Source organism: Micromonospora sp. RP3T (assembly GCF_003027925.1).
In the GTDB taxonomy this organism is placed as follows: Bacteria; Actinomycetota; Actinomycetes; order Mycobacteriales; family Micromonosporaceae; genus Micromonospora.
On record NZ_PYPS01000039.1, the window covers coordinates 1 to 13,624 of the forward strand.

The following is a 13,624-nucleotide window of genomic DNA, read 5'->3' on the forward strand; positions in this document are numbered from 1 at the left end:
GCCCGCTGGTCCACGTCGACGTGGCTGGCGACCAGCTCGATCCGGTCGGCCTTGAGCAGCCCTCGGGTCAGGAATGCCGGCAGGTCCTCGGGGAGCAGGCAGCGCCACAGGTCGACGTTGACGATCATGGCCCGGCGACGACCACCGGACCGACCGGCCCCGCCCCGGCGGACGCCGGGACCTCGGCAGATGCCGGGACCTCGGCGGACGGCCCGGCGACGGCCACCGGGCCGGCCGGCCCCGGGACGGCGGACGGCGGGACCGGGCCGGCCGGCGGCGGGGGCGCGCGTCCTGGCGCGGTGACGTTGCTGGCGGTGGCCGCCGGGCTGGCGATGCTGCTGCCCTGGGTGTGGGTGGGCGCGCTGGGCGGCGCGCTGGAGACGCTGCTCGCCGGGCTGGCCGCCGCCGCGTTCGGCATGCTGGGCGGCGTGCTGCTCGGCCCGGGGTTCTGGGCCGCGTTCGCCGCCGGGCCGACGCCCCGACCGGTCCAGCTGGTGCTGCTCGGCGGTCTGGTCGCCGGCGTCACGCTGACGATGCTGGCGGCCGGCGCGGGGCAGTCCGGCGCGCAGTTGCCGGGCCTGGTGCTGCTGCCGCCGCTCGGCTTCGTGCTGGGCGCGCTGGAGGCCGCGGCCCGACACGCCGGCCGCCCCGCCGGGGCCGCACCGGCCCGTTGGCTGGTCGGCCTGGCGCTGGCCGGGCCGCTGGCCTTCACCGACCCGGAGGAGATCACCCTGTTGCTGGCCAGCAGCAGGGACGTGCCGTTCTGGGTCGCGGTGGGCACCGGCACGGCGTTCGCCGTCGCGGTGCTGCTCGCCGTCGGGTACGCCGTGCTGCTCGCCCGTCGCCGTGCCGGCACGCCCCGGCGGGGGGTGGCCGGGCTGGCCGCCGTGGCCCTGCTGGCCGCCGTGGCGGTGGTGTACGTGGTCCCCGGCCAGCCGGGCCTGTACGGCGAGCGGCTGCTGGTGGTGCTGCGCGAGCAGGCGGACCTGAGCGGCCTGCCGGCCGGTGCGCCGGGCCGGGCGGGGCGGGACGCGCGGGCCGCCGAGGTCTACCGGCGGCTGGTGGCGACCGCCGACCGCACCCAGGGCGACCTGCGCCGCACGCTGACCCGGCTGCGCCTGAACCCGACGCCGTACTACCTGGTCAACGCCATCTCCACGGACGGCGGTCCGGGCGTCCGGGCGTGGTTGTCCGACCGGCCCGAGGTGGCCCGGGTGCTCGTCGACCAGCGCCCGCGTCCGCTGCCCGCGGCGGCGCCGCCGGCCCGGGGCGACACCCCGGCACCGACCGGTCCCACCTGGAACGTGTCGCTGATCGGGGCGGACCGGGTCTGGTCGGAGCTGGGCGTGACCGGCGCCGGCGTGGTGGTGGGCAGCTCCGACTCCGGGGTGGACGGCCGGCATCCGGCGCTGGCGCCCGGTTTCCGGGGCGGCGACGACTCCTGGTACGACCCGTGGGAGCACCGCCGCACGCCGGCCGACCGGGGCGGTCACGGCACCCACACGCTCGGCAGCGCGGTGGGCCGCGACGGGATCGGGGTGGCGCCCGGGGCGAGCTGGGTGGGCTGCGTCAACCTGGACCGCAACCTCGGCAGCCCGGCCCGCTACCTCGACTGCCTCCAGTTCATGCTGGCGCCGTTCCCGCCGGGCGGGAACCCGCTGACCGACGGCCGGCCGCAGCGCGCGCCGGACGTGCTGACCAACTCGTGGGGCTGCCCGCCGCTGGAGGGGTGCGATCCGGGGGCGTTGCGCCCGGCGACCGCCGCGCTGGCCGCGGCCGGCATCCTGGTGGTGGCCGCCGCCGGCAACACCGGCCCGTACTGCGGGTCGATCGTCGACCCGCCGGCGCCGTACCCGGACGTGCTCACGGTCGGCGCGGTCGACCGGGCGCGCCGGCTCACCGAGTTCTCCAGCCGGGGCCCGACCGGGGAGGCTCCCAAGCCCGACCTGGTGGCGCCGGGCGCGGCGGTGCCGTCGGCGTTCCCCGGGGGCGGGTACGCCACCCTGGACGGCACCTCGATGGCGACACCGCAGGTGGCCGGCGTGGTGGCGCTGATGTGGTCGGCGAACCCGGCGCTGGTCGGGGACCTGGCCCGGACCCGCCGGATCCTCACCGAGACCGCCACACCGGCCACCGCCCCGGCCGGTACCACCTGCGGCGGCACCCGGGACCTGGTCGGCGCCGGCCTGGTCGACGCGTACGCGGCGGTGCGGGCGGCACGGAACGGTTAACAACCCTGCCGGAATGGCCTAGGGTCGGCGACCATGGACGTGGAGATCATCGAGCTGGGTCCGGACCGCCTTCCCGAGGTCGTCGCGCTCTGCCGGCGGTCGCTGGACCTGCCGGAGGACGCGGCCGAGGCGCCGGCCGTGGTGGCCACGCTGGCGGTGCGGGCCGCGGCCGACCGGCCGGTGCTGCTGCTCGGCGCGGTCCGCGACGGCACGCTGGTCGGCGTGCTGGTCGGGTCCCGGTCGGTGACCGATCCGCGGCGCGGTCACGTCGACCTGGTCGCGGTGGCCCCGACGCACCGCCGCCAGGGGATCGGCGCGGCGCTGCTGGCCGACGCGGAGACCCGGCTGGCCGCACTCGGCGCGTCCGAGGTGCTGCTCGCCGGCAACCCGCCGCACTACGCGTGGCCGGGCATCGACGTCCGCTACACACCGGCCGTCTGTGCCGCGTTGCGGCTCGGGTACCGGCAGGACCGGACCGCCTGGAACATGACCGCCGCGCTGACCGAGGGGTCGACCGCGCTGCGACCCACCGAGGCCACCGAGCGGCGGCTGGCCGAACGGGGCGTGACGGTACGCCGGGCCGTACCCACTGACCTGCCGGCGCTGGAAGCGTTCGCCCGCGCCACGTTCGGCGGCGTCTGGGACGGTGAGCTGGCCGGTTCGGTGGGCCGCCCCGACGCGGGCACCCACCTGGCCGAGCGGGACGGCGAGATCCTCGGCTTCGCCGCGTACGGGTCGGCGCGGCCGAGCTGGTTCGGGCCGATGGGCACCGCCCCGGCGGCCGAGGGTTCCGGGATCGGTGGGGTGCTGTTGCGCCGCTGTCTGCGCGACCAGGCGGCGGCCGGGCTCACCGAGGCGCAGATCGGTTGGGTCGGCCCGGTGCCGTTCTACTCGAACGCGGTCGGGGCCCGGATCGAGCGCGTCTTCTTCCTCTACCGAAAAGCCGTCAACGGGGCATAACGCCGTTCGCCCTCCACGTCTTTCGGCCGGCCCCTACCGTTCGAGGGGCAGAGGAGGCCCGTCATGACCACGGAGAACGAACGGACCGACGACCCGGCGACGGACCGACGCCCGACCGGCGAGCTGCCCACCGAGCGGCTCGACGTGGGCGACGCCGAGCAGGACGCGGCGGACCAGCCGGCCGTGGAGGAGCCCCGGCAACCGGTGGACGAGCCGAGGCGGCTGCTGCCGCCGTACGGCCGGGCGCACAAGCGACGCAACCAACGCCCGCTGCCCACCTGACGCGGACGCGGAAGGGGGCGGACCGCTGACGCGGCCCGCCCCCTGTCGGCGTACTGGGTGAGGCTGGACTCAGAAGTCCATCTCCCCGCCACCCGGGCCAGCCGGGGCGGCCGGGGTCTTCTCCGGCTTGTCCGCCACGACGGCCTCGGTGGTGAGGAACAGCGCGGCGATCGAGGCGGCGTTCTGCAGTGCGGAACGGGTCACCTTGGCCGGGTCGATGATGCCGGCGGCCAGCAGGTCGACGTACTCGCCGGTCGCGGCGTTGAGGCCGTGACCCGGGTCGAGGTTGCGGACCCGCTCGACGACGACGCCACCCTCGAGGCCGGCGTTGACGGCGATCTGCCGCAGCGGGGCGTCCAGCGCGATCTTGACGATCTGCGCGCCGGTCGCCTCGTCGCCGGCCAGGTCCAGCTTGTCGAAGGCGGTCTTGCCGGCCTGCACCAGCGCGACGCCACCACCCGGGACGATGCCCTCCTCGACGGCGGCCTTCGCGTTGCGGACGGCGTCCTCGATGCGGTGCTTGCGCTCCTTCAGCTCGACCTCGGTGGCCGCGCCGACCTTGATGACCGCAACACCGCCGGCCAGCTTGGCCAGACGCTCCTGCAGCTTCTCCCGGTCGTAGTCGGAGTCGCTCTTGTCGATCTCGGCCCGGATCTGGTTCACCCGGCCCTGGATCTGCTCGGCGTCACCGGCGCCGTCGACCACGGTGGTCTCGTCCTTGGTCACCACGACCTTGCGGGCGCGGCCCAGCATGTCGAGGTTGACGGCGTCCAGCTTGAGGCCGACCTCCTCGCTGATGACCTGGCCACCGGTGAGGATGGCGATGTCGGTCAGCATGGCCTTACGGCGGTCACCGAAGCCCGGCGCCTTGACGGCGACCGACTTGAAGGTGCCCCGGACCTTGTTGACGACCAGCGTGGCGAGGGCCTCGCCCTCCAGGTCCTCGGCGATGATCAGCAGCGGCTTGCCCGACTGCATGACCTTCTCCAGGATCGGGAGCAGGTCCTTCACCGACGAGATCTTGCTGTTGACGATCAGGATGTACGGGTCGTCGAAGACGGCCTCCATACGCTCCGGGTCGGTCATGAAGTAGGCGGAGATGTAGCCCTTGTCGAAGCGCATGCCCTCGGTGAGCTCAAGCTCCAGGCCGAAGGTGTTGCTCTCCTCGACGGTGATGACGCCTTCCTTGCCCACCTTGTCCATCGCCTCGGCGATGATCTCGCCAACGCTCGGGTCGGCGGCGGAGATGGAGGCGGTGGAGGCGATCTGCTCCTTGGTCTCCACGTCCTTGGCGAGCTTGAGCAGCTCCTCCGAGACGCTGGAGACGGCGGCCTCGATGCCCCGCTTCAGGGCCATCGGGTTGGCACCGGCGGCCACGTTGCGCAGGCCCTCGCGGACCAGGGCCTGGGCCAGGACGGTCGCCGTCGTCGTGCCGTCACCGGCGACGTCGTCGGTCTTCTTCGCGACCTCCTTGACCAGCTCAGCGCCGATCTTCTCGTACGGGTCCTCGAGCTCGATCTCCTTGGCGATGCTCACACCATCGTTGGTGATGGTGGGGGCACCCCACTTCTTCTCGAGCACGACGTTGCGGCCCTTGGGTCCGAGCGTCACCTTCACGGCGTCGGCGAGCTGGTTCATGCCCCGCTCGAGGCCGCGGCGCGCCTCTTCGTCGAACGCGATCATCTTGGCCATACGGCGTTGTCCTCCTGGACACTCACGGGCCACCCGGGATGCCCGGATGGGCCGTCTGGTGTACGCACCTTGGGGACGTCGCCACCTGGCGACGACGACGTCCTCCTCGGTCGGGCCGGACAGCCCGCGACGACCGGCCCGTGCCACTCCGACGTCTCTGCGACGCCGGTGCGACCGTGGCCCTACCGTCCCGACCATTGGCACTCACCGTACGCGAGTGCCAATGACTTGTTTAGCACTCTCCCTAGCCGAGTGCAAGCACGACCGCACCGCTCAGCCGAGTTCCGCAGCCAGCCGGGCCGCGTTCACCGGGCCTTCGTGGGCCCGCTGCTCGGCGTACGCGACGACCAGCCCGACGAGCTGCGCGAGATAGGCCGGGGCGGCCAGCGAGGCACCCACCACGGCCAACGTCACCGCCCCGACCGCGGTGCCCGGCGCGGACATCGGATCCGTGCCGAACGCCGCGCCACTCACCGCGCCCACCACGGCGTCCAGCACGGCGGCGGCGACCAGCGCGCACGCCACCAGCGCCACCCGACCCAGCACCATGCCGAAGCGGTTGTGGAACATCCGCCAGGCCCGCCCGACCGGCTCCTGCCGCTCGAACAGGTAGACCGGCCCGAACAACGCGACCGCGAACCCGGCGTAGATGCCGGGCAGCAGGCAGAGACAGGCCCCGACCGTGATCAGCAGCGAGACGACGATCGTCCAGCCCCAGAGGCCGAGCGCGCGCCGCGCGCCGAACCGGAGCGCCCCGCCCAGGCCGGCCGGCTCGCCGGCCGCCTGCCGGGCGACCACCCAGGTGCCCGCGCCCCAGCCGACCGCCTGGAGCGGACCGAAGACCAACGCGGCGAACAGGACCGCGCCGTAGAACACGAACACGTGCTCCAGATAGCCGTCCGGCAGCACCGGCGCGCCGTCCGGGCCGGTCGCCATCTCGTCGGCGGGGACCAGGAAGAGCGAGAGTACGGAGATCACCGCCGCCGGAACGCCCTGGGTGAGCAGCATGATCGGCAGGAGTTGCCGCCACCCCCGCCGTACCGCGCCGGCGCACCGCGCGAACCATCCCCCGACGCCCGCGTACGGCGGGGTGACCAGCGGGTCCTGCGGATCGAGACCGGGATACCAACCCCCGGACACCGGGTGCCCCGGATACGCGGCGCCCGGCATCGGCGGCCCGGGGTAGACCGCGCCCGGCATCGGCTGGCCCGGATACGGCACGCCCGGCATCGGCTGACCCGGATGCCCCGCACCCGGAATCGGCTGACCCGGATACGGCTGACCCGGGTATGGCTGACCCGGGTATGGCATGCCGGGCATCGGCTGACCCGGATACGGCATACCGGGCATCGGCTGGCCCGGGTGCGCCGGCCCGGCGGCTGGCCCGGGCCAGCCGGCAGGTGGCGTGGAGCCCGGCGCGGACCCGCCCGGCGGGAGGGCCGGCGCGGCGGGCCAGCCGGGCGGCGGGGTACCGGGCGGGTTCGGCGCCCCCGGGTCGGAGCCCGGCGCGGACCAGCCCGACGGGACGTCCGGCTCGGCGGGCCAACCGGGCGGCGCGGGCTCCGGCGCGGGCCAGCCGGCAGGCGGGGCCGAGTGGGGCCAGCCGGCCGGCGGGGCGGAGTACGGCCGACCGGCGGTGGTCAGGTCGGCCCACGGATCGACGGGCGGCAGCTGACCGGCGGCGGGCGGCTGACCGGCGACGGGCGGCTGCGGCCCGGACTGGCCCGGCATCGGCACGGACGACCCGGACTGCTCCGGCGCCGACCCGGCGGGCGGCTGACCGGCAGCGGGCGGCTGCGGCCCGGACTGGTCCGCCCTCGGCCCGGCGGGCGGTTGCGACCCGGACGGACCCGACTGCTCCGGCGCCGGCCCGGCGGGCGGCGGCGTGGGCCGGGCCGGGTCGGCCGGGAGCACCGGCTCGGTGGAACCCGACGGGGGCAGGTCGGACATGGGCCCTCCTCAGCGGCAACGGCTGGAACGGCTCATGATCTTCCACGGTGCGGGGCGGCATCGCAGCCCCGGTCGGGGTGGTTCGGCCGTGGGCGACGGCCGGTAGCGATCAGGCGATGACGCGGACGTGCTCGGCCTGCGGACCCTTCTGGCCCTGGGCGATCTCGAACTCGACCCGCTGGCCGTCGTCCAGAGCCTTGTAGCCGTCCATCTCGATCGCGGAGAAGTGGACGAAGACGTCCTGACCGCCGTCGACGGCGATGAAGCCGTAGCCCTTTTCGGAGTTGAACCACTTCACGGTGCCCTGTGCCACGGTGCACTTCCTCACTCTGCGCGGCGTCCAACACCCGGAGACCGGCGGACCGGCACCGGCGGCGCACCGGGTTTCGGCGATCGGCGAGGGCCGCTGAATCGGTGACCGAAATCGCACGCTACACGAGGAGTGACGACCGCGCACGACCACAAATCGGGCATATTCCGGGCGCGGTACGGCACCCGGACGCGCCCGCTCCGACCCGGTCCGGTATGTATGCGGCATGACCAGCGCGCCCGTCCCGCCCACCGTCCGGCGGATCCGTCCGGAGGACGCCGCCCGGATGCGGGCGCTCCGGTTGGAGATGCTGGCCGACAGTCCGCTGGCTTTCCTGGAGACGGTGGCCGAGGCCGCCGCCCGCCCGCACGCGGACTTCGCGGCCCGGGTGGCGACGGTCTCGCGCGGCGACCAGATCGCCCAGTTCGTCGCCGAGGCGGACGCCCGCCTGGTCGGTCACGCCGGTGGCATCGCCGCCCCGGACGAGCCGGGCCTGACGCTCGTCTACGCGGTCTACGTGACCCCGGCTCGCCGGGGCACCGGGCTGCTGGCCGCGCTGGTGGACGCGGTGGCGGCCTGGTCCCGGGCCTGCGGGCGGCCCGAGTTGATGATGGAGGTGGTGGTGGGCAACGACCGTGCCTGCCGGGCCTACCGCAAGTTGGGCTTCACCGACACCGGGGTACGCGTCCCGCACCCCCGGCTGCCCGTCCTGCGCGAACTCCAGATGCGCCGCCCCGCCTGACGGGTGGGTGTTAAGCGGGGGCCCCTCCTCTACCGAATGCGTTAAGAAGGGGCCCCTCCTTTCACGCGTGGCGGCGGGACTGGACGACGCGGAAGCGGTTGGCCACGTAGGCGCCGTCGGTCAGGGCGGAGTTGGCCGCGGGGTTCGCGCCGGAGCCGTGGAAGTCGGAGAACGCCGCCGACTGGTTGACGAACACGCCACCGGTCAGGTTGCAGGACAGGTGCACGCCGGCGTCGATCGCCGCCGCCTCGGCCGCGTCCAGCACCGCCTCGTCGGTGGAGTAGACGGCCGCGGTCAGCGCGCCCTTCTCCCCCACCGTCTCGCGCAGGATGCGCAGGCTGTGCTCGGTCGAGTCGGTCGCGATGGCGAACGAGATCGGCCCGAACCACTCACGCGCGTACGTCGCGGTGTCGCCGGCGTCGAGCTTGACCACGGTCGGCGTACGCACCACCGCGCCCGGGAAGGACGGGTGCTCGACGGTGCGGGACTCCAACACCGGCTCGCCGACCTTGGTGACCTCGTCGAGGCGCTCCAGCACCCCGTCGTTGACGATCGCGCCGGTCAGCTCCACGCCCCGGGCCGGGTCGGCGGTCAGCTTGGCGACCGCGCCGGCGATCCCGGCGGCCACCTCGTCGAAGCTCTTGTGCCCCTGGTCGGTCTCGATGCCGTCGCGCGGGATCAGCAGGTTCTGCGAGGTGGTGCACATCTGGCCGCTGTAGAGCGTGAGCGTGAAGCCCAGGTTGCGGCAGAGCCCGACGAAGTCGTCGGTCGAGTCGATCACCACCGTGTTCAGGCCGGCCTTCTCGGTGTAGACGGCGGCCTGCCGGGCGTTCGCCTCCAGCCAGTCGCCGTACTCGGTGGAGCCGGTGAAGTCGACGATCTTCACGGCCGGGTGCAGGGCCAGCGTCGAGGCGAGCTTCTCGCCGTCCGCCTCGGGGGCGAGCTGCACCAGGTTCGGGTCGAAGCCGGCCTCGGCGAGCACCTGGCGGGCGTACTTCACGGTGATCGCCAGCGGCAGCACGGCGCGCGGATGCGGCTTCACGACCACCGGGTTGCCGGTGACCAGCGACGCGAACAGCCCGGGGTACGAGTTCCAGGTCGGGAACGTGTTGCAGCCGATGACCAGCGCCACCCCGCGCGGCACCACGTGGAACGTCTTGGTCATCCGCAGCGGGTCGCCCTTGCCGGCGGCCTTCTCCCAGCCGGCCGTCCCCGGGTGGCGGGTCATCTCGGCGTACGCGTAGGCGACCGCCTCCAGCGCGCGGTCCAGCGCGTGCGCGCCGCCGGCCTGGAACGCCATCACGAACGCCTGGCCGCTGGTGAACTGCACGGCGTTGGCCAGCTCGAACACGTTCTTGTGCAGCCGGTCGAGGATCTCCAGGCAGACGCCCGCGCGGGCCTTCGGGCCGGCGTCGCGCCAGGCCGGCAGCGCGGCGGTGGCGGCGGCCACCAGCGCGTCCGCGCCGACGTGCGGGTAGCGGACGTCCAGCGCCACGCCGAACGGGCTGGCCTCGGTGGCCACGGTGGTGCCGTCGCTCGCCTGGTCGAGCGGGAAGTCGCCGCCCAGGTACGCCTCGAAGGCGGCCTTGCCGTCGGCGGCGGCGGTCTCGCCGTACACCCGGGGGCTGGGCGACTCGGGATAGGCGGACCAGTACCCGCGCTCCGTGATGGCGGTCAGCGCCCGGTCGAGGGTCTCGGCGTGCCTGGCGTACAGGGGGTGCGGGGTCTCCGTCATGCCCGCCATCATGCAACAGAAAGGCACCAGATCAGTAGGGGCGTGTCACAACTCAGATCGTCAACTGCCAGTCGACCGAGCCGGCGGCCGGGCGGAAGCCGAGCTGTTCGTTGATCGCGATCATGGGACCGTTGGCGGCGGCGTTCCAGGTGTCGACGGTCCGCAGCGCCGGTTCGTGCGCCAGCGCGTACCCCAGGTTGGCGGCCTTGGTGAGCAGGCCGAGCCGGTGGCCGCGGTGCCCGGGGTCGACGATGGTGATCTGCTGCCAGGCGTGCTCGGTGCTGCTCGCCTCCAGGCTGAGCTGGCTCCAGCCGACCAGCCGGCCGGATGCCTCGTGCACCGCGCCGGTGTTGTAGCGACGCACGCCCCGCGCGTCGAGCGCCCGCTCCACGCCCCGCTTCCGTTGCACGTCCATCTTCTGCTGCTCCCAGGCCAGCTCGCCCATGGGCGCGTCGAGCAGCAGCCGGCCCTCCAGGTGGGCGACGTCCGCGACGTGCTCGTCGGGCACGCGGTCGCGCCAGCGCACGGTCCGGTAGCCGGTGGCCGCCGCGCAGGCGTCGGCGTGCAGCGCGGCCAGCCGGGTCCGGTCCAGCGCGGCCACGTCGAGCCGGCGGCGCACGTCGGCATTGGCCGCCGTCGCGCCCATCGCGGCAGCGAACGCCGCGCCCGGAAACTCCCGGTCCTCCTCGCCGGGCAGTGCGGCGACGGTGGAACCCACCAGCCGCTTGCCGCCGTGCTCCCGGAGCAGCCGCAGGCCGTGCGCGTGCAGCGCGCGGCCGATCCCGCGCCGCCGGTGGGCCGGGTCGACCACCAGCTCGACGCTGGCATTCTCGGTGTTCTCCAGCGTGTGCAGGTGCAGCCGGAGCCAACCGACGGGCACCCCGTCGAGGCGGGCGACGACCCACCGCCCGTCGATGCCGGGCATCGGGTGCCGCAGCAGCGCCTCGAACCGCCGGCGGCAGGTCGGCGGCAGATCCGGTTCGTCGACGGCCCGGGCCGCTTCCGCGATCCGGTACGCCGCGTCGAGCGTCGGCAGGTCGGCCGCGTCCAGTGGGGTGACGGTCAGGCCCATGGCGGCGAGCCTGCCCCGGAAAAGGCGACAGGGCCAGCGGTTTTCCGCTGGCCCTGTCCTACGTTGGTCGGGAGGGACGTCCGCACAACGCCTCCGGCGTTGGGTCGCAAAACTTTGAAAAGTCTCCGGCGAATGCCCTCCCGCACCGAGCATCTTGCGCCGTCCGGTTCCTGCCGTCAAGTCCTGCGGTGACAGTTTTCCGACACGCGCCGCACATCCCCCGTCACCGCTGGTCGCTCGCGATCCCTCTCCCGGGCGTGCCCGCCTCACGAAGGCGGCGCGCTGATTCACGGAAAGTGTGGCTATTCCGCCCCGGATAGCCACACTTTCCGTGAAAGAGGTGCATGGGGGTGAGGGGTCAGCCCAGGAGGCCGGCGTCGCGGGCGGCGCGGAGGCTGGGCTTGATGCGGTGCGTGGGGCCGGAGGCGGCGGCCACCGCGTCGAGCGTCTTGAGACCCTCGCCGGTGTTGAAGATCACCGTCTCCGCGGTCGGGTCCAGCCGGCCCGACTCGACCAGCTTGCGCAGCACCGCCACCGTCACGCCGCCGGCCGTCTCGGCGAACACGCCGGTGGTCCGCGCCAGCAGCGTGATCCCGGCGCGGATCTCGTCGTCGTCGGCGTACTCCATCCAGCCGCCGGTGCGGCGGACCGCCTCCAGCGCGTAGACGCCGGCGGCCGGGTCGCCGATGTTGAGCGACTTGGCGATGCCGGTCGGCTTGACCGGGGCGATGGTGTCGCGGTCGTCGTGCAGCGCGGTGGCGATCGGGTTGCAGCCGGCGGACTGCGCGCCGAACACCTTCCAGCCGCCGGCCGGCGCCTCGACCAGGCCGATCTCCACCAGCTCGGTGAACGCCTTGTCGATCTTCGTGAGCAGCTCGCCGCTGGCCATCGGGATCACCACCTGGGCCGGGATCCGCCAGCCGAGTTGCTCGGCCACCTCGTAGCCGAGCGTCTTGGAGCCCTCGGCGTAGAAGGGCCGCACGTTCACGTTGACGAACGCGGTGTCCTCGAACTCGTCGGTCTCCACCAGCTCGCCGCAGAGCCGGTTCACGTCGTCGTACGAGCCGTCGATGGCGACCAGGTCACCGCCGTAGACGGCGGTGGTGACCACCTTGCCCTGCTCCAGGTCGCTGGGGATGAAGACCACCGACGGCACCCCGGCACGGGCCGCGTGCGCCGCGACCGAGTTGGCCAGGTTGCCGGTGGACGCGCAGGCGTAGCGGGTGAAGCCGAGCGCCCGGGCGGCGGTCAGCGCCACCGACACCACCCGGTCCTTGAACGAGTGGGTGGGGTTGGCACTGTCGTCCTTCACCCACAGCGGCGCGGTGATGCCCAGCTCGGCGGCGAGGTGACCGGCGGCGACCAGCGGGGTCAGCCCCGGGTCGAGGGTGACCCGGGTGGCCGGGTCCTGACCGGCCGGGAGCAGGGCGGCGTAGCGCCAGATGCTGTTCGGGCCGGCCTCGATCTGCTCCCGGGTGACGGCGGCCAGGGCGGCGGTGTCGTAGTCGACCTCCAGCGGGCCGAAACACTCGTAGCAGGCGTGCTGGGCGGCCAGCGGGTAGCGCGCGGAACAGGCGCGACACACCAGGGCGCGGGCCGGGCTGCGGGAGGTGTCGATGCCGGGGACGGCGGAGAGCGTCGACGTCATGTCGAGGAAATTCCTCTCATCTTTCCCCGCATCGCCGGGTGCGGCGGGGACGGAATTGGCACCTGCCCGCAGGGCGCTCGGCGTCGAGCGTGCGGGTGGTTGCCGGGGCGTCGTCGGGCCGTATCCCTCAGCCCCTCTGGATGAGGTATGCAGTTGTGCCGTCGAGTCTATGCGCCGCGCACCGCCCCGCCACCCCGGGTCCCACGCAGTGGGCCGCCCCACCGACCCCGCCTCCCGCCCCTGACCTCGGTCGATCATGAAGTTGACGGCGACAAATCGGACGGTGCCCGAGGTCAACTTCATGATCGCCGGGAGGTGGTGGGCCACGGGCCGGGCGGTGGGGTGGGATGATCGCCGGATGCGACGGATGGGTGGCCGGATCGGAGGGCTCGCGGGAGTTGCGCTGCTGGCGGGCTGTGCCGCGACACCGTCCCGGGTCGACCCGCTGCCCACGCCGCCGGACCGGCCGGGCGCCGAGGTCGCGCCGTCCCCCTCGGCCGCCTGCACCCCGGAGGGCATCCGGATCACCGAGCTGGGCGTGAGCGCCGCGATGGGGTTGCGGGCCATGGGCCTGGACCTGGTCAACTGCGGAACCCAGCCGTACGAGCTGCGCGGCTACCCGGCGGTCAGCCTGCGGGACGCCGACGGGGACCCGATCAAGGTCAGGATCATCCCGGGCGCGACGGGGATCACCTCCGGCTTCGACGCCCCACCCACCCGGCTCGTGCTGCGCCCCGGCGAGCGGGCCGGTGCCGCGCTGCTCTGGCGCAACACGTTCACCGATCCGACAGTGGAGGCCACCGAGGGCGCTCAGCTCGACGTCGCGCCGGTGGCCGGCAGGCCGGCGTACGAGGTGGCGATGGACGGGACGATCGACCTCGGCAACACCGGCCGGCTCGGGGTCAGCGCCTGGAAGCGCCGCCCGGTCGACCCGACCACAGAACCGGTCACGCCGAGCGCCCCGCCCTCCCCGGTCGAGACGCCGGACAATCCGCTGTAGCC

At 74.0% G+C, this 13,624-nt stretch carries 10 protein-coding genes, 1 pseudogene and 1 riboswitch; of the genes and pseudogenes, 5 read left to right on the forward strand and 6 right to left on the reverse strand.

Annotation, left to right across the window (positions count from 1 at the left end):
• Positions 1 to 284: 284 nt before the first annotated feature.
• The 3 genes and pseudogenes from C8054_RS26100 to C8054_RS26110 form a co-directional block, all read left to right on the forward strand.
• Positions 285 to 2,231 (forward strand): annotated as a pseudogene (locus tag C8054_RS26100) (S8 family serine peptidase); the annotation flags it as partial.
• Between the two features lie 33 nt (positions 2,232 to 2,264).
• On the forward strand, positions 2,265 to 3,191 hold the full coding sequence (locus tag C8054_RS26105; RefSeq protein ID WP_107161317.1) for a GNAT family N-acetyltransferase: 927 nt from the start codon (positions 2,265 to 2,267) through the stop codon (positions 3,189 to 3,191).
• 63 nt (positions 3,192 to 3,254) lie between these two features.
• Complete coding sequence (locus C8054_RS26110; protein ID WP_107161319.1) at positions 3,255 to 3,473, forward strand: hypothetical protein; 219 nt, start codon at positions 3,255 to 3,257, stop codon at positions 3,471 to 3,473.
• A 69-nt stretch (positions 3,474 to 3,542) separates the two neighbouring features.
• Here C8054_RS26110 and groL read toward each other — a convergent pair whose 3' ends face one another.
• From groL to C8054_RS26125, 3 genes are all read right to left on the reverse strand, one after another.
• Positions 3,543 to 5,165 carry a chaperonin GroEL gene (gene groL, locus C8054_RS26115; RefSeq protein WP_107161321.1) on the reverse strand — a complete coding sequence of 541 codons (1,623 nt, stop codon included), beginning with the start codon at positions 5,163 to 5,165 and terminating at the stop codon, positions 3,543 to 3,545.
• A gap of 273 nt (positions 5,166 to 5,438) precedes the next feature.
• On the reverse strand, positions 5,439 to 7,115 hold the full coding sequence (locus tag C8054_RS26120; protein ID WP_107161323.1) for a hypothetical protein: 1,677 nt from the start codon (positions 7,113 to 7,115) through the stop codon (positions 5,439 to 5,441).
• 109 nt (positions 7,116 to 7,224) lie between these two features.
• Complete coding sequence (locus C8054_RS26125) at positions 7,225 to 7,428, reverse strand: cold-shock protein (RefSeq protein WP_107161326.1); 204 nt, start codon at positions 7,426 to 7,428, stop codon at positions 7,225 to 7,227.
• Between the two features lie 223 nt (positions 7,429 to 7,651).
• Here C8054_RS26125 and C8054_RS26130 point away from each other — a divergent pair, with 223 nt between their 5' ends.
• Positions 7,652 to 8,167 (forward strand): GNAT family N-acetyltransferase, encoded by a 516-nt coding sequence (locus tag C8054_RS26130; protein WP_107161328.1) that lies wholly within the window; start codon positions 7,652 to 7,654, stop codon positions 8,165 to 8,167.
• A 61-nt stretch (positions 8,168 to 8,228) separates the two neighbouring features.
• Here the strand turns inward: C8054_RS26130 and paaN are convergent, their stop codons facing one another.
• The 3 genes from paaN to thrC form a co-directional block, all read right to left on the reverse strand.
• Positions 8,229 to 9,902, reverse strand: a complete 1,674-nt coding sequence (paaN, locus tag C8054_RS26135) for a phenylacetic acid degradation protein PaaN (protein WP_199199923.1) — start codon at positions 9,900 to 9,902, stop codon at positions 8,229 to 8,231.
• Between the two features lie 52 nt (positions 9,903 to 9,954).
• Positions 9,955 to 10,974 (reverse strand): GNAT family N-acetyltransferase, encoded by a 1,020-nt coding sequence (locus C8054_RS26140; protein WP_107161333.1) that lies wholly within the window; start codon positions 10,972 to 10,974, stop codon positions 9,955 to 9,957.
• A gap of 358 nt (positions 10,975 to 11,332) precedes the next feature.
• Positions 11,333 to 12,622 (reverse strand): threonine synthase, encoded by a 1,290-nt coding sequence (thrC, locus tag C8054_RS26145; protein WP_107161335.1) that lies wholly within the window; start codon positions 12,620 to 12,622, stop codon positions 11,333 to 11,335.
• Between the two features lie 13 nt (positions 12,623 to 12,635).
• Positions 12,636 to 12,769, reverse strand: a riboswitch (SAM riboswitch).
• A gap of 211 nt (positions 12,770 to 12,980) precedes the next feature.
• Between thrC and C8054_RS26150 the strand changes: the two genes are divergently transcribed.
• A complete protein-coding gene (locus C8054_RS26150) occupies positions 12,981 to 13,622 on the forward strand; it encodes a DUF4232 domain-containing protein (RefSeq protein ID WP_107161337.1) in 642 nt (213 codons plus the stop codon).
• Positions 13,623 to 13,624: the final 2 nt, after the last annotated feature.